The organism is Floridaenema fluviatile BLCC-F154 (assembly GCF_041929135.1).
Classification (GTDB): domain Bacteria; phylum Cyanobacteriota; class Cyanobacteriia; order Cyanobacteriales; family Aerosakkonemataceae; genus Floridanema; species Floridanema fluviatile.
Genome location: NZ_JBHFNS010000015.1, coordinates 31289 through 53251, shown reverse-complemented (window position 1 = coordinate 53251; position 21963 = coordinate 31289). Strand labels below are relative to the sequence as shown.

Sequence of the window (21963 nt, the reverse complement as noted above, 5' to 3'; positions counted from 1 at the left end):
AAGAGTGTCCTTATAACATAGAACAAATCTTAAATTTAGAATTTCTCACTCAATAGTTCGTAGTAGCGACGTAAGAAGGTTTAAGAATTTAATCAGGACCAACAACAACAGTAAAAAAAGCGAACCCAAACTATCCTAATTGTCAATTTGGCTACTGTGCGTTGGCTTTTTTTCCTCTATTTTGTTGTCGCGACTTCAGTCTTAAACCGACTGAAGTCGCTACTACGAACTATTGAGGGAGAAATTCTAAATTTAAGATTTGTTCTATGTTATAAGGACACTCTTCGGGGAAATCTTCATAATTTAGAGAAGTTTCTCGCACCGCTAAAGCTAAACCGTATTGATATGCTTGTGCGATCGCTTCTGGTAAATAAGGTTTTAAGCTGGGACTTTCTGCCAAAAGTTGCAGAATTCTGTAACGTTGTTCTCGAATTGTCGCCAGCCAACTTTTAGAACGATGGGAAGATTGAAACTCCCACTTTAACAGATGTCCTAATAATACTCCTAAACGATTTCTTAACTCCTGTCTTTCTTGTCTTCCCAAAGATTCAATCTCCTCAACCAAATTGGGAATATCTAAGCAATCCCAAGCACCTTCGCGGAGGAATTTTGCTTGCACTGCTGTCCAAGCGTAGAAATCAGTTTGGTATAATTCTTCCGGTTTAGTTATTGGTGATTGTTGTTGAGTCATTTGCTTTTAAATTCTTGTCTTTTCTCCCATTAACTGCCTCAGTCTTAACTAAGATAATAATTGATTGCAGCAGTTTTGCGATGTTTTTGGCTGGGGAATGTTAACATTGTCAGGATAAGTCGATTCATTGAAGTCAAAATCCCAGGCTTTCTGTAGCTGTGGGAATTTCTAGATAATGAGGAAAAAAAATAAGTCTTCTCTAATCCTAACTACAGCTGCGATCGCCGCAATAATTACTGGTGGTGCTGCTGCTTACTGGGTATTAATCCAGGAAAAATACTCTTGGGGAAATTTACCTGTAGGTGCGGATTTAATTCCCCAAGATGCTTTAATGGCGTTATCTGTTTCGACAGATGAACGACAATGGCAACAGTTGGGTGAATTTGGTACATTACAAAGTCAAGCAGCTTTTCAACAAAGTTTAACTAAGTTGCGCGATCGCTTTCTCACTGCCAATGGTTACAATTATCAGCAACATATCCAACCTTGGCTAGGTAAACAAGTAACCCTAGCTTTTTTGTCACCGCCAAAAAGCACATCTCAGGGTAAACTTACCAAACAAATTACCCCAACATCAGAATCAGAAAATACCGAATCTGAAACACCTGAACCAGAAAAACAATCAGTGGTAATGGTGTTACCAATTGCACAACCACTTCAGGCAAAACAAATATTAGAAAAACCCCAAAGTCCATTCAATCAAAATCAATGGACAGAACGGGAATATCAAGGCGTGACGATTAAAGAAACCAAAATAAATGAGGATGAAACATACTCAACAGCGGTTATTAATGGGCGATTTTTAGTAATTAGTACTGATGGTAGAGGGATCGATCGCGTAATTGATACCTACAAAGGTGGAGCATCTTTAGCAAACACTCCCGGTTACAGCGAAGCTTTACAAAAAATCGCTGACAACCAATCTTTCGCTAGATTATACGTGAATATTCCCGCCGCCGCAGTAGCAGCAAACACTCCAGGCAAACAAATTTCTCCCCAAGGATTAGCCCAAATTCAACAACAGCAAGGTTTGGCATCAAATATTATTTTAGAATCCCAAGGAATTAGGTTTAAAAATATTTCCTGGTTAAAGCCAAATAGTCAACGAAAATACAAAATCACCAATAGTGCTGACACCATGCCTCAACTGTTGCCAGCTAACACTTTAATGATGGTGTCTGGAGGAAATTTAAAACAGTTTTGGCAAGAATATGTTCAAGGTGCTCAATCAAATCCCATGACACCTTTTAAACCGAAAGAGTTAAGAAATGCGGTAAGAAATTTCACTGGATTAGATTTAGATGAAGATTTAGTTTCTTGGATGGGAGGAGAATTTTCTGTAGCATTAATTCCGGCAAAGCCAGCAAATAAAGCCAATAGTGAATCGCCAAATATTGGGCCAGGTGTAGTGTTTATGGTGAAAAGTAGCGATCGCCAAACCGCCGAAAAAAACCTGGCACAACTCAACGAATTAATGAGCGAAAAATACCAATTTAAAGCCGAGAAAACTCAATTAGGTAATCAACCAGTAGTCAATTTAGTATCTCCAGTTTTAGGAGTAAAAATGTCTCAAGGTTGGTTAGATGGCAATATTGCCTTTCTCACTTTAGGTGCGCCAGTCACAGAAGAAATTGTACCTAGACCGAAAAATAACTTAAATCAAAACGAATTATTCCGCAACACAGTTCCTTCAGAACTTAAACCGAATAACGGTCACTTTTTCCTAGATATTGAACGAATGGGAGTAGATACTACCGCTAACTTATTAAGTTTTCTTTTGCGACTTTCACCAGATATTACTACGCAAAATAACCTGAGAAATCAACTTTCTCCCATGCAAGCAATAGGCGTTACTGCCGCAGTCAACGACGAAAGAAGTACTCGTTTTGACATTTTCGTGAAGTTGAAAAAAGTCAACGAAGGAGGAACTTTGCCAGCGCCGAAAGTACCGCAAAGGTAGAGGTAGACTGGTAGACTGACAGAGGGGCAGTATTGGGAGGGGAGGAGAGAGGAGAAATTATAAAGTTGAAACCCAAGACTTTTCTCTTTTTTCCAGTCTTCTGTTTTTGTGGTAATAAGCTGCCAAAATTAATACTAGAGACATATAAAACAAGATTGGGGAGAACACTTTCATGAATCTGGTTTTACTCCAGAATTGGTTGGATAACACTAGTTTTGCGATTTTATTCATTACCATGCTGGTGTACTGGGGAGGGGCGGCATTCCCCAATATTCCAGTTTTACCAGCATTGGGAACTGCGGGGATGACGATCGCCAACCTTTGCATTGCTAGCTTACTTGGGGCACGCTGGATAGAAGCGGGATATTTTCCCCTAAGTAACCTCTACGAATCATTATTTTTCCTGACTTGGGGAATTACCACGATTCATTTAATCGCAGAAAATATGAGTCGTAGTCGGTTAGTAGGAGTCGTCACCGCACCTGTAGCAATGGGAGTAACTGCGTTTGCCGCCTTATCTTTACCCGCACAAATGCAAACCGCGGAACCTTTGGTACCAGCACTAAAGTCAAACTGGTTAATGATGCACGTCAGCGTGATGATGTTGAGTTATTCTTGTTTGATGGTAGGGTCGTTGTTAGCGATCGCATTTTTAATAGTTACCAGAGGGAAAAATATTGAATTGCGAGGCAGTTCTGTAGGCACAGGCGGCTTTCGTAATCATCATTATCAGCTGCGGCGTTACGGAGACTTAGTAACAGAAACCGCAGCTACGAAAATTGAACAAACTGCGGGAATTTCCGCTATTCTTCCCCAAGAAATTGAATATAACGGCAAAGGTAAAACCGCAGTTTTAGAGGTTGTCAAAACCCAACCAAAAGAAACAACAGTCGAACCACTTTCGCCTCAACGTCTCAACCTAGCAGAAATACTCGATAATATTAGCTATCGAGTAATTGGCTTAGGATTTCCGCTATTAACAATTGGGATTATTGCTGGGGCTGTTTGGGCGAATGAAGCATGGGGTTCTTATTGGAGTTGGGACCCGAAAGAAACCTGGGCATTAATTACTTGGTTAATATTTGCCGCTTACCTACACGCTAGAATTACTCGTGGTTGGCAAGGGAGAAAACCCGCAATTTTAGCAGCCACAGGTTTTGTTGTCGTTTGGGTTTGCTACTTAGGAGTTAACTTACTAGGTAAGGGTTTGCACAGTTACGGCTGGTTTTTCTAATTTTCCTAGTTTAAGCGATCGGCACTCAATTATTTTGTATTGTCAGCCGATCGCTAACTTTTTGCAAATTTATGCAAAATTAGCCGGAACTATACAATAAGTTAAATAGTTGTGAGTTATTCTAGAAAGTTGTGCATTTAAATTGCTAATTAGCGGTCATCGAGAATTGAGCGTTGTTGTGTTCTTTGCTGCAAAAGCTGATCCCTCTTGCTGACTAAAGCGTAAATGAGATGCTAAAAAGCTGATTAGCGTTCAGCTGAGTTTAAGCTCCTTATGATTACAATTCTACTGGTTGATGATAGTCCCACAGTGAGGGCTATGGTTTCCGAACTACTCAGAAGTAAAGGGATAGAAGTTATTGAAGCAGCTGACGGCATTGAAGCAATGGCAAAAATGCAGATTCAATGTCCAGATTTAGTAATAACTGATATTGTCATGCCTAGAATGAATGGTTACGAACTTTGTCGATGGATAAAAACACAATTTCAGGACAAATATATACCAGTAATTATGTGTACCAGTAAAGATCAACAATTCGATCATTACTGGGGAATTAAGCAAGGTGCAGATGCTTATATCACTAAACCTTTTCAACCAGTAGATTTGATTAAAGCAATTAAAAAACTGTTAGTTAGGAATTAGCTTCTACTCTTCCTCTGCGTCCTCTGCCTCTGGAGCAGTTCAAAAAAATATTATTTAACTCTTACTCTTCCTTCGTTTCCTTCGCGTCTTCGCGGTGCAAAACTCTTAAATGCTTTCCTCCCAACCTTGGACACCACTTCACGCCCAAATACATCGCACCTTGCGAAAACGGCAACTTTTACCAAAAAACCAAAATATATTAATTGCAGTATCCGGGGGACAAGACTCGCTTTCTTTAGCGAAATTACTATTAGACTTACAATCAAAATGGCGATGGAAATTAGCAATTTGTCATTGCAATCATCGGTGGCGAAGTGATTCAGAAGCCAACGCAAATCATGTAGAAAAACTTGCTCAAAAATGGCAATTACCATTTTATTTATCAGTGACAAACCAAGAATTAAAAAGTGAAGCGGCGGCGAGAGAATGGCGATATCAAGCATTAATTGAAGTTGCCCAAACTGATAATTATGGCTATATTGTTACCGGGCATACAGCGAGCGATCGCGCCGAAACCCTACTCTACAACTTAACTCGTGGTAGCGGTGCCGATGGATTGCAAAGTTTAACTTGGCGCAGAAACTTAACCGAAAAAATCCAATTAATTCGCCCACTTTTAGAAATTACCCGCTTAGAAACCGCCCAATTTTGCAGCGATTTTCAACTACCAATTTGGACAGATTCTACTAACGAAGAGTTAAAATATAAGCGAAATCGCATTAGATTAGAATTAATCCCTTACTTAAAACAAAACTTTAATCCGCAAGTAGAAAAAGCTTTAGCTCAAACAGCGGAACTTTTGCAAGCCGAAGTAGAATTTTTAGAAAATACTGCTCAAGAAATCAAGCAAAAAGCTAGCTTAAACGCATCAATAACACAAATAAATCGTTTAATTTTACGCTCTACACCTTTAGCGATTCAAAGGCGAGTAATGAGACAATTCTTACAGGAAAATTTAGGATTTGCCCCTAGTTTTGAGCAAATAGAAAAAATAACAGCTTTAATTACAGCACCTAATCGTTCTTGTACCGATCCATTTCCCGGAGGTGCGATCGCCCAAGTAGAAAACGACTGGATTTGTTGGAAAAAATCCTAGTGCAGCATGGCAGAACTACCAGTTGAAAAAAGCCTTCTTTCCTTCGGCTTTCTGCCCTCTGCCTTCTTTAAGAAGCTGCCAGCTGTTGCAACTCACTAGGAATCAAACTATAAATAATCTTCCGCATTTCGGCAACACCATGAAATTGATAATCGCCAACTTCTTGAATACGATTCAGCAGTTCAGAAATCGCTTCTAACTTCTGCCGAACCTCATTGATTTTATCTTGAATCAATTGCAACATTTCATCATAAAGTCGAACTTTGCCCCAAGATTCTGCTAAAGAAGCCTTTTGAGTTTGCAAATTTTGTTCGCTACTTTGTAACTCTTGGCGTTGACTTTCTTGTTGCTGTACTTGAGAATCAACCATTGTTTGAGCTTGCCCAATACTAGAACGCATTTGCTCAATCTCTCGTTCCAGCTTTTGTAACTCCTCCGCTTGTTGTTGACGAACAGATTCAATTTGGGATAAAACAGGTCCTAAATCAATTTTTTGCCCATCGATCACTTCCGTATCAGCTAATCCTTGACGACGGCGTAACACCTTAACGTGCTGAGCAAAAATTTCCTCCCGTTCCCGGAGAGTGCGACGTTGACCGACCAAAGTTTCTTCTAACATTTGGTAACGGTCTTGTTCATCGATTAATTCTGTTTGCAGCTGTTGACGTTCTTGGTCGTTCGCTTGTTGTAGCTTTTGTTGTAATTCAGCGATCGCCTGACGCTCTAACTCTAACTCCTCTTCCTGATCGCTAACAAAACGCTTCGCCTTATCTAACTCCAACTTCAAATTTTGGGCAACTACTTGCAACTCACCAATAGGCATCCGTTCTAACGCTTCCAAATCAATAGCTTGACTAATCTTCACCTCCGAAGACATCGCCGCCAAGCGTTGTACTTGTTGGTACAATTCATCTTGATTTCGCAGTTGAGCATCCAAAGTTTGAGCATATTCCTGCTTCAAAGATAAAGAATTTTGCTGAACCTTTAAAGCTTCCTTTGCTTGATCTACAGAACTCTGAGCTTGGTAAAATTCTTGCCAACGAGTTTGCAGATTGCTAGCTTGGCGATCGACCCGTTCTTGAAGTGCAGTCGCCGCTGCCCTTTGTTGTTCCAACTGTTGCCAATGTTGGTCTAAAATCGACTGTTCTTGATTGAGCGCCTCCACTGCCAAACCAAGTTGTTCCCGAATCGGTTCTGGAGAAGGCGTAGTTTGGGATAATCTTTCTAAAATCTCTTGAATTTGCCTTGCTTGCTGATCGTCTAGCGCCGCTTGCGGTTTGTATTGCGCTTCCAACTCTTTCAAACGTTCTTGCTCACCCTTCAAATGCGCCCAAGCACCTTCCAACTCCAAACGATTTCGGTCAATTTCCTCCTTTAATCTTTCCGTTTCTTCACGAGAACTATTGATCTCTTGTCTTTGCTGTTCAAATCGCTCCACTTCCTCTTCCATTTGCGCCAACTCTTCTTGACGAGCTTGAATTTCCATCTCTCGACGATTCAACTCGTGAGCTTGGTAAGTCAGCGACTCTTTCCACTGTTCAATTTCTTCTTCCTTCGTCTTGTACTTTTCTTGTAAGCGCGAGAAATTTTGCAGAATCCCCACTAACTCTCGTCCCGGATTAATTCGCTGCACTTGGCGATTTCCACCCACTTCCACCAAAACTAGTGCTCCATCGCCGTACTTGCTTGCTTCTTCAGGAGAAAGGGGAATTATTTCTTCACCAGTTATGGCACTCCAACTTTCTCCACGCTGACAAGCCAGCAGTTTCAGATCCGTCTTATTGCCCCCGAATGGGCCAGATTTTTTTTGTAATACTTCCGCTAGATACAGCACGCCGATATTCCTCTTGATGTGTCTAGGTTAGAGCTTTGGCTAAACCTTTCCCAGATATTATTTAGTTCTACTAACCCTAGTTTAGGCAGACAACGCTCATAAAACAATTTGAATTGACTGGTCTACATATTCGCCGCTGTCTTCATCTCACCCCACCCGATCGAACAGAATCAACTTTGAGCTACTAGTTAAATTTAGCGTGAAAGGGTAGCCGAAATTAGCTTACCGCCTCAGCCGTGAATTTTGACGGTGAAAATGCCATAATTATTTGTACTTATGACCACCAGGTAAAGTGAAAAACTGTGAGTCACAGGCGATCGGTTTAACTTTTGTAAACTTGTCACTGGAACATTCACACTTTTTCTAGCTATTGGTAAACCAGCAGGACAATTTAGAGAGGGAAGAAAACTTCTGAACAGATTTTTTGTTCGCTTGTCCCGACGAATGGTTGGTATCCCTTTGTACTTAGAGAACAATAGTAGCAGGCGAATAGAGTGGAAAGCTAAGTTAAATTCTAACCTAGACTAAATATATCTACTGTACTTGCCAGACATTCACTGGTCAGTGAACCAAAAATTAAGCCTGACTGAGTAAGTTTTTCGGAGCGGATACTCATCCACAATTAAAAGGTAACTTTTATAATTTTCTCAGCTGGGAAATTCAGTAGCAGCACGAAATTAGATCGAAACAGTTTATTAGGAGAGTGCTATAGTTCCATGCAGGGAACGTTAAGTGAAATTGATATTCGTAGTATTTTGCAACTGATCGAATTAGGTCAACGAACCGGGTACTTAGAAGTACAGGCGTTTCGTGACTCCAAATATCGAGTTGCAGAACAGTTTTGGATTGTATTTTTCCTAAATGGTCAAATTGCTTATGCCGCAGACAGCGATAGCAGTTTATCTCGCCTGCGCGATTATTTACGGCGTTATCGGTTAGACTCTGCTTTAGATCAACTCGATCTACCTGCGATCGCTACCACCAATGCCCCCGAATACGGCTACCTGTGGACGTTATTAGAAACTCACGTTCTCACCCCAGCCCAAGGCAGGAGCATCGTTCAAAGCATGGTACATGAAACCCTGTTTGACCTGCTCAGTTTACACCAAGGCTCCTTTGTGTTTGAAATCGGCCCCGCCCTCGCCCCTCAACTCACCACCCTGGAAATTGGCCCCCTGGTGACTCACATTATGAAACAGGTACAAGAGTGGAAACAATTTCATCCACACATCCAATCCCCAGAACAATGCCCAGTGATTGTCGAACCGTCACTTTTACGGCAAAAATTACCCGAAAACACCTTTAAAATTTTGGCAAGTTGGGCAGATGGGCAGAACTCGCTGCGGCAAATGGCACGTTACTTAAATCGGCAAATTCTGCCAGTAGCTAAAGCCATTTACCCCTACATTAAGAAAGGTTGGGTGCAACTAGTTTATCCTAGTAATCCCAGCACTAATCCAACTCCGGGAGAATTTACTTCCGAGGCAAAAACTGGAACATACAGCGTAGTTTTCATTGATGATGGGATTGCCACCTGTAAAGCGGTGGAACATACTCTTCAACAACATGGTTACGCTGTAGCTGCCATCAGTAATCCGCTCAAAGCACTCAGCTTAGTATTTCAAATTAAACCGGACCTAATTCTTTGTGACATTATTATGCCTGAATTAGATGGATTTGAAATTTGCGCCATGTTGCGAAGGTCTACAGCCTTTCGTCAGACTCCGATCGTCATGTTAACGGGGAAAGATGGGTTTATCGATCGCGTCAAAGCCCGGATGGTAGGCGCAACTGATTACCTAACCAAACCCTTTGGTGATAGCGAGTTACTGACGCTCGTAGAAAAATATATTGGTAAAAGCGATCTCAATGTCACTAAAGCCGCCCAATTATCGATCGATGCGTTAGAAGAGGAAATAGGACTACCAACTCTCCCAACTTAGAATGTTAGTCGGTCATAGTGGGGAATACTAAACATACACAGTGACCAAAAAAATCTTCACCTTGCCAATACCCGACAGGCACAGCACCGTACACTGTCATACTGTCATTATGAAGCAAGGTGCTGGATACCTAAATCAATTGATATGTGGAAAGCGGCAACCTTGATAGATTTTTACTGATATCTAAATTTTGTGAAATCAGCAGGTCAGGTAAAAAAATTATGAGTACAGTTCTAGTGGTAGAGGATAGCGTTACCCAACGAGAGATGATCTCCGACCTGTTACGTGGCAGCGGACTGAACGTGACAGTTGCCAACAATGGCGAAGAAGCACTAGAGTTCATCCAAGGTCGTTGTCCCGATCTAGTAGTTTTAGATATTGTGATGCCAAAAATGAATGGCTATGAAGTTTGCCGTCGCCTGAAAGCCGATCCAAAAACACAAAATGTTCCCGTAGTCATGTGTTCTTCCAAAGGGGAAGAATTCGATCGCTATTGGGGCATGAAACAGGGTGCAGATGCTTACATTGCCAAACCGTTTCAGCCTACAGAACTGATCGGTACAGTTAAACAATTATTACGAGGATAAGGAAGATCGTTATGGTTGGCAACCCGGACTTTTTAACCGGAAAAGGTCAAGATCAAGCCGCAGAATTTCAAGAATTAGAAAGCCCAGAAGGTGAGTTGCATCTGCGGTTTTATATTACACCGACTACAGAATTAGCTTTACCCGCAATTGGCATTAGGGAAGTAATTGAGCAACCACCCGATCGAATTACACCCATTCCTAATGCCTCTCCCCTACTCTTGGGAACACTCAACTTTCGGGGACGAGTAATTTGGGTAGCTGATTTAGGTCAATTCCTGGGAGAATCAACATCATTAAATACCGATCGCCCAGAAATTCCGGTGATTGCTATAGAAGACCAAGATACTATGCTAGGCTTGGCAGTTGATCAGATTGTGGGTATGGATTGGTTAGATGTAGAAACAGGTTTTCAAATGCCAAATAATGCACCAGATAGTATGGCACCCTTTCTGAGGGGTGAATGGGTATTAGACAGCCAAAACAATAAAACTCTACAACTACTTGACCAAGTGGCGATTCTGCGATCGGCACGCTGGGCAGCATAAAATCGTACAGAGCAGTATTGAGTGGCTGATAAAAAACAGATATTCTACTCTGGTCTAGAAACTAAAGAGTCAAGTTAATAACTCTTCTGTTCAAACAAACTCAATTCCCTATCCTGAGTCCAAAGTCCAAATCAGAAAAGACAAATTTGGTAAATAATTATTGGGTCAAAACAAATGATTTATGAGTAAAAAACCCGCATTAAATAATTTTCCACTAACTCAGCACTCAGTACTCATTTAGCGGGAGGAGGCAAATGCCATTTAGCACACACACGCAGAAATACCAAGAAGCTCAAACAGCATATATGCAGGGGAAAGACGAGGAAGCGGCAGGCATTGTCGATGAACTCGTCTCGGAATTCCCGGAGGAACCAAGTATCCGGTTACTCCGCGGTCATATTTATTGCAACCTGGGACAGTACGATACTGCCAGGGAACAGTATGAGTATGTCCTCACCCTGACAGATAATCCCGAATATGTTGATTACGCTAACAGTGGCTTGGCTTACTTGAGTGAATGTGAAAATTCCTCAAGTAGCAATGGTGCTGCTGACGGAATGAATTATGCAGAGGATTATCAAAGCGAAAGCGAAGAAGATCGGGAATGGAATCAGTACGATCGCGCCACTCTAGCCAATGATTTTGGATTAGATGACCTGGGGCTAGACGATATTGATGATATACCACCGCTGCCTACTGACAACCAAACTGACAGAGGAACTGCACAATACGAGCAGGAGCAGGACAACCCCTTTGGCATTCATAGCAGTACCAATGGTTACGAGAACGGTAATGGTGCCGATGCTGGGGAAATGTTTGCCGATCCTTTTGCCGTTGGTTCCCCGGAAGAAACCTATTTCGATCAAGAATCAACAGATGTTTCTTCTGGGTGGTTTGCCCCGGATGCGAATCAGGAAGATAATTACCAGGAAGATAATTATTATCTAGAAGAATCCGAACCCAATAATTACTCATTTACCGCTGATTCTACCTATAGCAATGAAGTGGCTTTTGACTCCCAAGCAGAAGCTTTTGACTCCCAAGCAGAGGCTTTTGACCAAGAATACAGCAATGAGTACAACGACGAGTACAACGAATACAATGACGAGTACAATGATGCAGCGTTAGCTTATCCTGAAGAGGAAGAAGAATCTCCAGCTTGGTCAAATTCACAACCCACATTTCCCGATATTCCTCCCACTACCAATCGCCAGGAAAATTCTCGTCCGCCTTATTCTAGAGGTGTAGTTGGTGAAGACGAAACAATCCTGCTGGGAAATGAACTAGTACCTGATGATGAAGGCGATGAAATTGATGCCTTTAATGTGGCTTTTGGGGGGGAAGAAAATGACGATGATTCGACTTTTTCTATGCCCTTTTCTGGCTCCCGGCAACAAGTTCATAATGATATTCTGCAAGAATTCGATGAATTTGATGATGATTTAGAACATCTGCCTAATTTTGAAAATCTGGAAGATTCGGCGAGTTTAGCACCACCTCAAACTGGTTCTTTTGGTTTAACTGGGGGAATTCCTACTGGGGGGATGCGATCAGATTTGACTGATGCTGGCGATCGCTCCGCCTTTGGTTATGATGATAATTTCCCCACCACAGAACCGCCCATCTTTGTTCCTCAATCAGACAGCAGCACCACAGAGCCAACGGTAACTGTCGAACAAGGTTGGTTAGCTCCCTTTGAAAATGCTCCTTTAGCGCAAAAACGCACCATTGCCGCGGTAGTAGTGGGCATTGTCTCGGCAATTTCTGTGGCAGGAGTTAGTTTGGGCTCACAAGTGGCTTTTCGTCCCCCAGATAAAGATAGCCTTACCCAAATGCAGTTTACAGGTTTGGCAATGGCAGGAGTAGCCGGAGTCGTGGGTTTTGGAACTACGATGCTGGTTGGGGGATTGATGGATCGGCAAATTCGTCGTCAAACGGTTAATTTGCAAGAGCAGTTTGATGCGGTTTCTCAAGGCAATTTGTCAGCCCAATCTACAGTTTACTCGGAAGATGAACTGGGAAGGTTGGCGGCAGCATTTAACCAAATGACTCGGATTATGCTGACGCAAACCAGTGAAGCGCAACGGAAGGCGGAAGAACAAGAACAGGCAAAAGAAGATTTGCAACGGCAAGTAATTCGCTTGTTGGATGATGTGGAAGGTGCCGCTAGAGGTGACTTGACTGTTCAGGCTGAGGTAACGGCTGATGTGTTGGGTGCGGTGGCTGATTCGTTTAACTTGACGATTCAAAACTTGCGGGAAATCGTGGTGAAAGTTATTGAAGCGGCGAAACAAGTTAACAAGGGTGCTTCGGAAAACGAGAAATTTGCTCGTCAACTTTCGGCTGATGCTTTGCGACAGGCGGAAGAATTGGCTGTTACCTTGAATCAGGTGCAGGGGATGACGGAAATGATTGCTCGTGTAGCTGATAGTGCGGCTGAGGCGGAAAAAGTGGGACGTTCGGCTTCTTCGATGGCTCGCAAGGGCGGCGATGCGGTAGAACGGACTGTGGGCAGTATTTTGGGGATTCGGGAAACTGTTGCCGAAACTACCCGCAAGGTGAAACGATTGGCGGAGTCTTCCCAGGAGATTGCCAAGATTGTGGCTTTGATTGCGGCGATCGCATCTCGGACTAATTTGTTGGCATTAAACGCTAGCATTGAAGCAGCGAGAGCCGGGGAAGCGGGTCGAGGTTTTGCTATTGTGGCGGATGAAGTGCGGCAATTGGCAGATCGATCGGCAAAAGCACTCAAGGAAATTGAGCAAATCGTTTTGCAAATTCAAAGCGAAACTAGCTCGGTGATGATGGCAATGGAAGAAGGTACTCAGCAGGTAATTGAAGGCACAAAAGTTGCCGAGCAAGCAAAACGGAGTTTGGATGACATTATTCAAGTGTCTAACCAAATTGATGTTTTGGTGCGATCGATTACTGCTGATACAGTTCAGCAAACTCAAGCGGCTCATAATGTAGCACAGGTGGTTCAATCTGTGGAACTTACCGCCCAAGAAACTTCCCAAGAAGCACAAAGAGTGTCAGGACAATTGCAAAATCTAGTCGGTGTGGCACGCAATTTGTTAACTTCTGTGGAGCGTTTCCGTGTGGAAGCGAGCGATCGCTAAACACATTCTCTCTAACCTGGCTATATTGAATAAATTAAAGCTAGGAAAAACTGACAATTATTACTTTTGATAGTTGAGTTTTGCCCAAAATAAATTCAGAGCAGATGTGAGGTATCCCTACCTCACAGACTGCTAAATCAAAACTCACAACTCGTTGAGGAACACAGCTATGCTGCCAGAACAACAACAGCGCATCCTGGGCTACTTTATTGAGGAAGCTAAAGATCATCTGAATACTATTGAACAGGGTTTGTTAACTCTGCAAAGTACAGTTAATGACCGAGAATTGTTAAAGGAAGTTTATCGGGCGGCTCACTCTGTTAAAGGAGGAGCCGGGATGCTCAGTTTACAAAGTATTCAGAAAACTTCCCACCTTTTAGAAGATTGTTTTAAATTACTCGAAGAGTCGCCAGTTCAAGTAGACCAAAAATTAGAGTCTCTATTTTGGCGAGTATTCGATGCACTTAAAGAGTTATTAGAACAGCTGCAAGGGCCGTTTGGTTTAACAGAAGATGTCGCAGCTAATTTAATGGCATCAGTGGAACCAGTTTCTCAGGAATTAAGGCAACATTTAGAAAAACTGGTTAATACTTCTGGTAAAGGTACAGCCACCAAGCAAAGAGATTCGCAGCAAGATTTGCTCATTTCTACATTTAAGCAGGATGTGATGGAACAATTGCGGCAAATGTTGCAATTGTTTAAGCCACCTGCTTGGCCCGACAGTCGCAGTCAACTAGAAGGTTGCTGTGAGAGTTTGGCGCAAATGGGTAATAAGTTTGAGTTGTCAGCTTGGTGTAGTTTAATGGAAATGGCGAAAAGTGCGATCGCTAATTCCGAAAACACTTGCCAAACTCTCGCACCAATTGTCATTAAAGAAATTAAATCGGCGCAAGAATTAGTTCTGTCAGGAAAATCAACAGAAATTTGCATTAGCGAACAATTACAAGCACTTTTGCCTGTGACTTTACCTGCTGAAGAAGAAGAATTAAACTTCGACGATTTATTCTTAGAAGAACCAGCTGTTAATAGTGAAACAGATTTTGATTTTGCCGCTACTTCTGAGTCAGAAGAAGTAGATGCTGACTTGTTTGCTGAACCTGAACCTGAGCCATTTATAAATACAGCTAATTTGGGGAGAAGTGGTAGAGGGAGTAGATCGATCGCAGATCATACCCCCAGGATGGATTCACCCGAAAACCCAAATAATCCAAGGTTTGCCGATCGAAATGGGCCAGAGGTAGGAGCCGCAGAACTCAACACCTTAGCAGACCTATTTGACGAAGCAGTAGACCTCGACGACAGCTGGCAAGAAGAAGAAACTTTTAGCGATACCACAGTTGAACCAGAAGGTTTAGAAACTCAAACAGATTTAGAAAAAGACAGCGAATTTGCCGATTTGTTTGACAATATTTCTGATGAAGAACAAGCAACAGATGACGACCTTTTAGGTTTTCTCAGCGATGACTTTGAAGAAGAAACTGCTTCAGCTAGCCCCGCCGATTTGACCGATCTCGGCTTAGGTAATTCGGGAGAAAATGAAGAAGATAATCTCACTGAACTATTTGCTGACTTACCCGAAGAATCAATGACTTGGGAAGAAGTTACAGAACTTCCCGAAGCAAATTTAACCTCATCAATTGACCAATTTGATGGCGCAGAAACCGAAGATTGGACAATAGGAACTGAAGAAGATTTTGCCACAGTAGAGGCAGAAAATTTAGACAATTCTTTAGAGCTTCTGGATTTAGAAAATGAAGCAGAATTTGATTGGGAAGCTGAAACGATCGACGTAACAACAGCTGAAAATTTGCCTCCTGATTCTCAAAGCGAAACCGAATTTGATTTAGCCAATCTATTCGATGATGATGCAGAGTTATTAGAATTTGATGGTGAAACTTCTATAACAAGCGAATCAGAAGTAACTGAAGCTGCCTTAACAGATGACTTTGGATTTAACGATAATGCAGAAGTTGCTGAGGATGAATCTTTAGCAGATACTTTTGATTTTGGTGCAAGTAATGAGGAATTTTGGAGCGAAGAAACTCCAGAAGCAAGCGCCTCAGAAGCAGAAATCGATCTATTTAATTTAGAGGAAATTGCTGATACAGAAGCGGATGCTAGTAGCCAAATTACTGAAGAAAATCTAGAATTTGGCGATTTTACTGGAGAAGATAATCACGAAACCCCTGTAGCGGTAGATGATTTATCTTTTGATGGCAACTGGGATTTAATGGACTGGGAAAGTACTCCAACTACACCAGCAGCACAAACAGATAATACTCAATTAGATGATGTTTTTGATCCCTTTGCTTTAGATACTTCAGTTACTAACCAAGAATCAGAAGATCCGTTTGCTTGGGATGTTAACCAAACCGCAGATAGTACGGGAAGTTTAGACGATCTGTTTGTCTTGGAAACAGAAGATTCTGGCAATTTAGCGGCAGAAAGTATTGATTTTGGTGATGATTTGTTTGGCGGAGATACATTTACAGAAAGCACAAATTTAGCCAGTACAACAAATGTATCGCCAGTAGATGAATTTACTACTCAAATCCAAGATTTCGATAACGAAATTGCTGCTTACGTTGCTGAAGAACCGGGAATGGAATGGTTGACAGACAACTCGACAGAAGCATCTTTAGAGTTGTTTGATTCACCTGCACCAACAACCGAAGAAAGTTTTGATTTGGGGAGTTTTGATGAAGAATTAACCCCAGATTCAGAATTGGCAACGGATAACTTTTTGGCAGATACTTCTGATGATGGGGGTTTTGATTGGGGTGCTGAATTAACAGAGGAATTACCAAAACCTTCAGAAGCTACAGTGTGGCAAGATTTTGCAGAATTACCGACAGAGGAAAGTTTTGATTTTGATGGTTTGACTGCGGAAACATCGGAAGATTTTGCAGAATTGGCGATAGAAGAAAGCTTTGATTTTGATGGTTTAACTGCGGAAACATCGGAAGATTTTGCAGAATTGCCAACAGAAGAAAGTTTTGATTTTGATGGTTTAACTGCGGAAACATCGGAAGATTTTGCAGAATTGCCAACAGAAGAAAGTTTTGATTTTGATGGTTTAACTGCGGAAACATCAGAAGATGCTTCAGAGTCTTGGTTGTCTGATTTACCAAGTGCAGAAGCGGGATTAGAAGTTAATGCTTTGGATCTCGATACTGGTAGTTTGGATAATTTGGATCTGGAATTACCGGAAGAGTTAGACACAGGAGATGGCGCTGGGGATTGGGATTTTGCCGCTGATGTAGGTGGAACAGATGAGTTTGGCGATTTAGCGGCGATGTTGACTGAGGAAGAAGTGCCTTCCGTGGATGAATCAGCGGAGGTGGCGGATTTTGCTGATTTGGAGGCAATGCTGGGCGATGAAGAACCTGTAAGTGTTGCTGCGCCAAGTAATGATGCTGGTGATGATTTAGATTTTGCTGATTTGGAAGCAATGTTGGGTAATGAATCGCCTGTAGCTAAGGCGGCAGTTCCCGCAATAGCGACGGCGACGGTAGCAGCGGTAGTGAGTCAAAAGTCAGATGATGATATTGACTTTTCGGAGTTGGAAAGTCTGGTAGCGGATATTGATAAGAAGCCTGGTTCGCCTGCTGCAAGTAAACCTAGACCTAGCCAGTCTGCACCGCCGAAGCGTTTGACTAGAGGTATTCTGGAACAAACGATGAAGGTGCCAGTTAAGCAGATGGATAATCTGAGTAACTTGGTTGGGGAGTTGGTGGTTAACCGAAATACTTTAGAACAAGAACAGGAAAGGTTACGGCAATTTTTGGATAATTTGCTGACGCAGGTGCAGCAACTCAGCGATGTGGGTGCAAGGATGCAGGATTTGTATGAACGATCGCTTCTGGAGGCTTCGCTGTTGGCTTCTCGGCGGCGCGATCGCTATTACGATTCTAGTTTTAGAAGTTACGATCGATCGGATTCCGATGATTCCTCTGCTAACGAGCATTCTAATAATGTAGATTACGATCCTTTGGAAATGGATCGATTTACTTCTTTCCACACTATTTCCCAAGAGATGATTGAGTTAATTGTTCGAGTCAGGGAATCTACGGCGGATATTGAATTTGTCACTGATGAAACTGAACAAGTTAGTCGTCTGTTCCGCCAAGTGACTACTCAATTGCAAGAAGGTTTAACTAGGGCAAGAATGGTGCCGTTTGGGGAAATTGAGCGAATTTTCCCGTTAATTCGTTATGTGCGCGATAAGGCGGCGGAATTTGGTAAACAGGCAGAAATTAAAATTGAAGGTCGAGAAACGCTGATTGATAAGTTGATTTTGGAGCATTTTTCTGACCCGTTAAAGCATTTGGTAAATAATGCGATCGCTCACGGAATTGAAACTCCAGAAGTGCGACAAAAAGCGGGTAAAGTGCCGATGGGTAAGATTACGATTAAGGCTTTCCACCAAGGAAACCAAACGGTAATTTCTTTCTCGGATGATGGTGCTGGGATTAATGCTGAAAGAGTTAAGACTAAGGCGATCGAAAAACGCTTAATTTCTCGCGCCGATGCTGAAGGTATGTCCCGCCAAGAAATTTACCAATTGATTTATCATCCTGGTTTTAGTACTAAGGATGAAGCGGATTTACTCGCTGGTAAAGGTGTGGGAATGGATGTGGTTCTTACCTCTTTGAGCGAAATTCGGGGGACTATTACTACTGATTCCAAAGAAGGTAAAGGTACGACTTTTACAATTCGTTTACCTTTGACTTTGAGTATTTGTAAAGCACTTTGTTGTTTGAGTGACAAAGCCAGAATTGCCTTCCCAATGGACGGTGTAGAAGATGCTTTAGATATTCCTAGAGATCGGATTCAAACTAATGCTGAAGGAAACCCTTGCATTCCTTGGCGCGATACAAGTTTACCCTTCAAACCACTCAGCGAATTGTTGACTTATAATCGGCAATTAGGTCGGGCTGGTGTGTATGGTGGGAGTAAGGAAGAAGATGTAATTTCGATCGTGGTTTTGCGAAGTCCGAATAACTTAATTGCTTTGCAAGTCGATCAAGTTTTGGGCGAACAGGAAATCGTAATTAAGCAATTGGAAGGGCCAATTCCTAAACCTTTGGGAATTGCTGGTGCTACAGTGCAAGGGGATGGGCGAATTATGCCGATCGCTGATGTACTAGAATTAGTTGACCTGTCACTCGGACTAATTCGCAATGAAGGCGGAAAATTTGAATTCTGGAATCAAGATGCCGGAACAGGTTTAACATCAGATCAACCCAAGCCAGATCCGACTGTATTAATTGTTGATGACTCAATTACGGTTCGCGAATTGTTGTCTATGACATTTAATAAAACTGGCTACCGAGTTGAACAAGCACGCGATGGTCAAGAAGCTTGGGATAAACTAAAATCTGGTTTACCCTGCGATATCATTTTCTGTGATATTGAAATGCCGAGAATGGACGGTTTAGAGTTACTTTCTCGTCTGCAAAAAGACCCCGAATTGAATCATTTGCCAGTAGCAATGTTAACTTCTCGCGGTGCAGATAAACACCGTCAAATGGCAATTCAATTAGGCGCAAGCGGCTATTTTACTAAACCTTATCTGGAAGATTCGCTGTTAGATGCAGCATCAAGAATGTTGAAAGGTGAGAAGTTGGTTACTAGCAATGTTGGTGCTTAATTAAAGTTTCGATCCCCCCTAACCCCCCTTAATAAGGGGGGAACAAGGCTCAGTTTGAAGTTCCTTAATAAGGGGGGAACAAGGCTCAGTTTGAAGTTCCTTAATAAGGGGGAACAAGGCTCAGTTTGAAGTTCCTTAATAAGGGGGAACAAGGCTCAGTTTGAAGTTCCTTAATAAGGGGAGAACAAGGCTCAGTTTGAAGTTCCTTAATAAGGGGGGAACAAGGCTCTGTTTGAAGTTCCTTAATAAGGGGAGAACAAGGCTCTGTTTGAAGTTCCTTAATAAGGGGAGAACAAGGCTCTGTTTGAAGTTCCTTAATAAGGGGAGAACAAGGCTCTGTTTGAAGTTCCTTTTATTAAGAAGTTTGAAGTCCCCCTTATTAAGGGGGATTTAGGGGGATCTCTGATTAGTTGAATTCTGATATTTAAAAAGGTGCGTTACACTGGTTTTAACGCACCCTACTTTTTTTTATTTATGACTGATTCAAATTTGTTCTTCAATTACCCAGAAAGCAGAAAAATTGACGTAGTTGATGATTATCATGGTACAAAAGTTGCCGATCCTTATCGTTGGTTAGAAGATCCTGATTCAGATGAAACTAAAGCTTGGGTAGAAGGACAAAATCAAGTTACTTTCGGGTTTTTGAACGAAATTCCTGTTAGAGAGAATTTGAAGGAACGCCTGACTAAACTTTGGGATTATGAAAAATATAGTATTCCTTTTAAAAAGGGCGATCGCTATTTTTACTTTAAAAATGATGGGTTACAAAATCAAAGCGTTCTCTACACTTTAACTTCGCTTGATGGCGAACCTAAAGAACTATTAGATCCGAATAAATTATCAACAGATGGAACAGTTGCACTTTCGGGAATTGCTATTACTGAAGATGGCAATTTAATGGCTTATGGTTTATCAAGTTCCGGTTCTGATTGGCAAGAATGGAAAGTGCGAAATGTGGAAACTAGGGAAGATTTACCAGATCATTTAAAGTGGATTAAATTTTCTGGCGCTGCTTGGACTAATGACAATCAAGGATTTTTCTATAGTCGCTACGATGAACCAAAGGAAGCAACTAAGTTAGAGGATGTTAATTATTACCAAAAACTCTTTTATCATCGGTTAGGAACTCCTCAATCAGATGATGTGTTAATTTATCATCGTCCTGACCAAAAAGAATGGGGATTTAGTGGTGATGTGACGGAAGACGGCAAATATTTGATTATTAGTGTTTGGCGAGGGACCGATCCCAAGAATTTGTTTTTTTACAAAGATTTGACCGATCGAAATGCTGAGGTAGTCGAATTAATTAGTGAGTTTGAAGCCAGCTACGGTTTTATTGAAAATGATGGCGAAATCTTCTGGTTTCGTACTGATTTAGATGCACCAAAGGGAAAGGTAATTGGGATTAATATTAACAACCCAGCTAAGGAAAATTGGCAAGAAATTATTCCCGAAGCTGAGGAAGTTTTAGAAGGTGTAGGTTTACTAAATAATCAGTTTGTCGCTGAATATTTAAAAGATGCCCGCAGTCAAATTAAAATCTTTGGATTAAATGGTGATTTTGTCCGGGAAGTTGAGTTACCGGGAATTGGTTCTGCGGGTGGTTTCAGCGGAAAACGTTACGATACGGAAACTTTTTACAGTTTTACGAGTTTCACTTTTCCAACTATTATCTATCGCTACAATATGATAACTGGTGAAAGTGTGGTTTTTCGCCAGCCAAATGTGGATTTCAACCCGGAAGATTACGAGACTAAGCAGGTATTTTATGCGAGTAAAGATGGGACACAAATTCCTATGTTTATTACTCACAAGAAAGGTTTGGAGTTAAATGGAAATCAACCAACTTATCTTTATGGTTATGGAGGTTTTGGTGTATCTTTAACTCCGAGTTTTTCTGTGGGTTTATTGGTTTGGTTGGAGTTGGGTGGAGTTTATGCGGTTCCTAATTTGCGAGGTGGTGGTGAGTATGGGGAAGAATGGCATTTAGCGGGAACTAAATTGCAGAAGCAAAAGGTGTTTGATGATTTCATTGCGGCGGCGGAATGGTTGATAGAAAATAACTATACTTCGGCGGCGAAATTGGCGATCGCAGGTGGTAGCAATGGCGGTTTATTAGTGGGGGCTTGTATGACGCAACGCCCGGATTTGTTTGCTGCTGCTTTACCCGCTGTCGGTGTGATGGATATGCTACGTTTCCATAAGTTTACTATTGGTTGGGCGTGGTGTTCGGAGTATGGTTCGGCGGAAAATGCGGAAGATTTTCCGGTACTTTATGGTTATTCTCCGTTGCACAATTTAAAATCTGGTGTTGCTTATCCGGCTACTTTAATTACTACCGCAGATCATGACGATCGCGTAGTTCCTGCCCATAGTTTTAAGTTCGCTGCGGCGTTACAGGAAGCGCATAATGGGGATAAACCTGTGTTAATTCGCATTGAAACAAAAGCTGGACATGGTGCCGGAAAACCAACTGCTAAAATAATAGAAGAAATTCGCGATCGCTGGGCGTTTTTAGTGCGAACTTTGAAAATAGAAATAGCATAATCGAGTTGTAGGGGTGGGTTTTGCAGATAATTTTGTAATTGTAGCCGAATAATTAAAACAAAACCTGCCCTTACTTCCGCTACCTTTTTCAAGCTATTCAATGTAACAGTTA

Annotated in this window: 12 protein-coding genes; 10 read left to right on the top strand and 2 right to left on the bottom strand. The window is 41.8% G+C overall.

Annotation, left to right across the window (positions count from 1 at the left end):
* Positions 1-229: 229 nt before the first annotated feature.
* The gene (locus ACE1B6_RS01590) at positions 230-691 is read right to left on the bottom strand and encodes a DUF29 domain-containing protein (protein WP_413255481.1); all 462 of its coding nucleotides are present in this window, start codon (positions 689-691) and stop codon (positions 230-232) included.
* 175 nt (positions 692-866) lie between these two features.
* Here ACE1B6_RS01590 and ACE1B6_RS01585 point away from each other — a divergent pair, with 175 nt between their 5' ends.
* The 4 genes from ACE1B6_RS01585 to tilS all read left to right on the top strand — a co-directional run bounded on the left by ACE1B6_RS01585 (position 867) and on the right by tilS (position 5623).
* Entirely contained in the window at positions 867-2651 is a 1785-nt protein-coding gene (locus tag ACE1B6_RS01585) for a DUF3352 domain-containing protein (protein WP_413255480.1), read from the top strand.
* A 172-nt stretch (positions 2652-2823) separates the two neighbouring features.
* Positions 2824-3885, top strand: a complete 1062-nt coding sequence (gene ccsB, locus ACE1B6_RS01580; protein WP_413255479.1) for a c-type cytochrome biogenesis protein CcsB — start codon at positions 2824-2826, stop codon at positions 3883-3885.
* A gap of 273 nt (positions 3886-4158) precedes the next feature.
* Positions 4159-4527, top strand: a complete 369-nt coding sequence (locus ACE1B6_RS01575; RefSeq protein ID WP_413255478.1) for a response regulator — start codon at positions 4159-4161, stop codon at positions 4525-4527.
* A gap of 109 nt (positions 4528-4636) precedes the next feature.
* Complete coding sequence (gene tilS / locus ACE1B6_RS01570; protein ID WP_413255477.1) at positions 4637-5623, top strand: tRNA lysidine(34) synthetase TilS; 987 nt, start codon at positions 4637-4639, stop codon at positions 5621-5623.
* Positions 5624-5690: 67 nt separating this feature from the next.
* Here the strand turns inward: tilS and hmpF are convergent, their stop codons facing one another.
* The gene (gene hmpF, locus ACE1B6_RS01565; RefSeq protein ID WP_413255476.1) at positions 5691-7457 is read right to left on the bottom strand and encodes a pilus motility taxis protein HmpF; all 1767 of its coding nucleotides are present in this window, start codon (positions 7455-7457) and stop codon (positions 5691-5693) included.
* Between the two features lie 716 nt (positions 7458-8173).
* Here hmpF and ACE1B6_RS01560 point away from each other — a divergent pair.
* From ACE1B6_RS01560 to ACE1B6_RS01535, 6 genes are all read left to right on the top strand, one after another.
* Complete coding sequence (locus tag ACE1B6_RS01560) at positions 8174-9400, top strand: response regulator (protein ID WP_413255475.1); 1227 nt, start codon at positions 8174-8176, stop codon at positions 9398-9400.
* A gap of 221 nt (positions 9401-9621) precedes the next feature.
* A complete protein-coding gene (locus tag ACE1B6_RS01555; protein ID WP_413255474.1) occupies positions 9622-9987 on the top strand; it encodes a response regulator transcription factor in 366 nt (121 codons plus the stop codon).
* An 11-nt stretch (positions 9988-9998) separates the two neighbouring features.
* On the top strand, positions 9999-10532 hold the full coding sequence (locus ACE1B6_RS01550) for a chemotaxis protein CheW (RefSeq protein WP_413255473.1): 534 nt from the start codon (positions 9999-10001) through the stop codon (positions 10530-10532).
* 254 nt (positions 10533-10786) lie between these two features.
* Complete coding sequence (locus ACE1B6_RS01545; RefSeq protein ID WP_413255472.1) at positions 10787-13651, top strand: methyl-accepting chemotaxis protein; 2865 nt, start codon at positions 10787-10789, stop codon at positions 13649-13651.
* A 169-nt stretch (positions 13652-13820) separates the two neighbouring features.
* Complete coding sequence (locus tag ACE1B6_RS01540) at positions 13821-19304, top strand: response regulator (RefSeq protein ID WP_413255471.1); 5484 nt, start codon at positions 13821-13823, stop codon at positions 19302-19304.
* Between the two features lie 474 nt (positions 19305-19778).
* Positions 19779-21851: a prolyl oligopeptidase family serine peptidase gene (locus tag ACE1B6_RS01535; RefSeq protein ID WP_413255470.1), complete on the top strand. Its 2073-nt coding sequence runs from the start codon at positions 19779-19781 to the stop codon at positions 21849-21851.
* Positions 21852-21963 lie beyond the last annotated feature (112 nt).

Excerpts from the sequence above, each read along its gene's own strand:
- ACE1B6_RS01535 (WP_413255470.1), top strand. The coding sequence starts at position 19,779 with ATGACTGATTCAAATTTGTTCTTCAATTACCCAGAAAGCAGAAAAATT.
- ACE1B6_RS01555 (WP_413255474.1), top strand. The coding sequence starts at position 9,622 with ATGAGTACAGTTCTAGTGGTAGAGGATAGCGTTACCCAACGAGAGATG.
- ACE1B6_RS01585 (WP_413255480.1), top strand. The coding sequence starts at position 867 with ATGAGGAAAAAAAATAAGTCTTCTCTAATCCTAACTACAGCTGCGATC.
- ACE1B6_RS01590 (WP_413255481.1), bottom strand. The coding sequence starts at position 691 with ATGACTCAACAACAATCACCAATAACTAAACCGGAAGAATTATACCAA.
- ACE1B6_RS01550 (WP_413255473.1), top strand. The coding sequence starts at position 9,999 with ATGGTTGGCAACCCGGACTTTTTAACCGGAAAAGGTCAAGATCAAGCC.
- ACE1B6_RS01575 (WP_413255478.1), top strand. The coding sequence starts at position 4,159 with ATGATTACAATTCTACTGGTTGATGATAGTCCCACAGTGAGGGCTATG.
- tilS (WP_413255477.1), top strand. The coding sequence starts at position 4,637 with ATGCTTTCCTCCCAACCTTGGACACCACTTCACGCCCAAATACATCGC.
- ACE1B6_RS01540 (WP_413255471.1), top strand. The coding sequence starts at position 13,821 with ATGCTGCCAGAACAACAACAGCGCATCCTGGGCTACTTTATTGAGGAA.
- ACE1B6_RS01560 (WP_413255475.1), top strand. The coding sequence starts at position 8,174 with ATGCAGGGAACGTTAAGTGAAATTGATATTCGTAGTATTTTGCAACTG.
- ACE1B6_RS01545 (WP_413255472.1), top strand. The coding sequence starts at position 10,787 with ATGCCATTTAGCACACACACGCAGAAATACCAAGAAGCTCAAACAGCA.
- ccsB (WP_413255479.1), top strand. The coding sequence starts at position 2,824 with ATGAATCTGGTTTTACTCCAGAATTGGTTGGATAACACTAGTTTTGCG.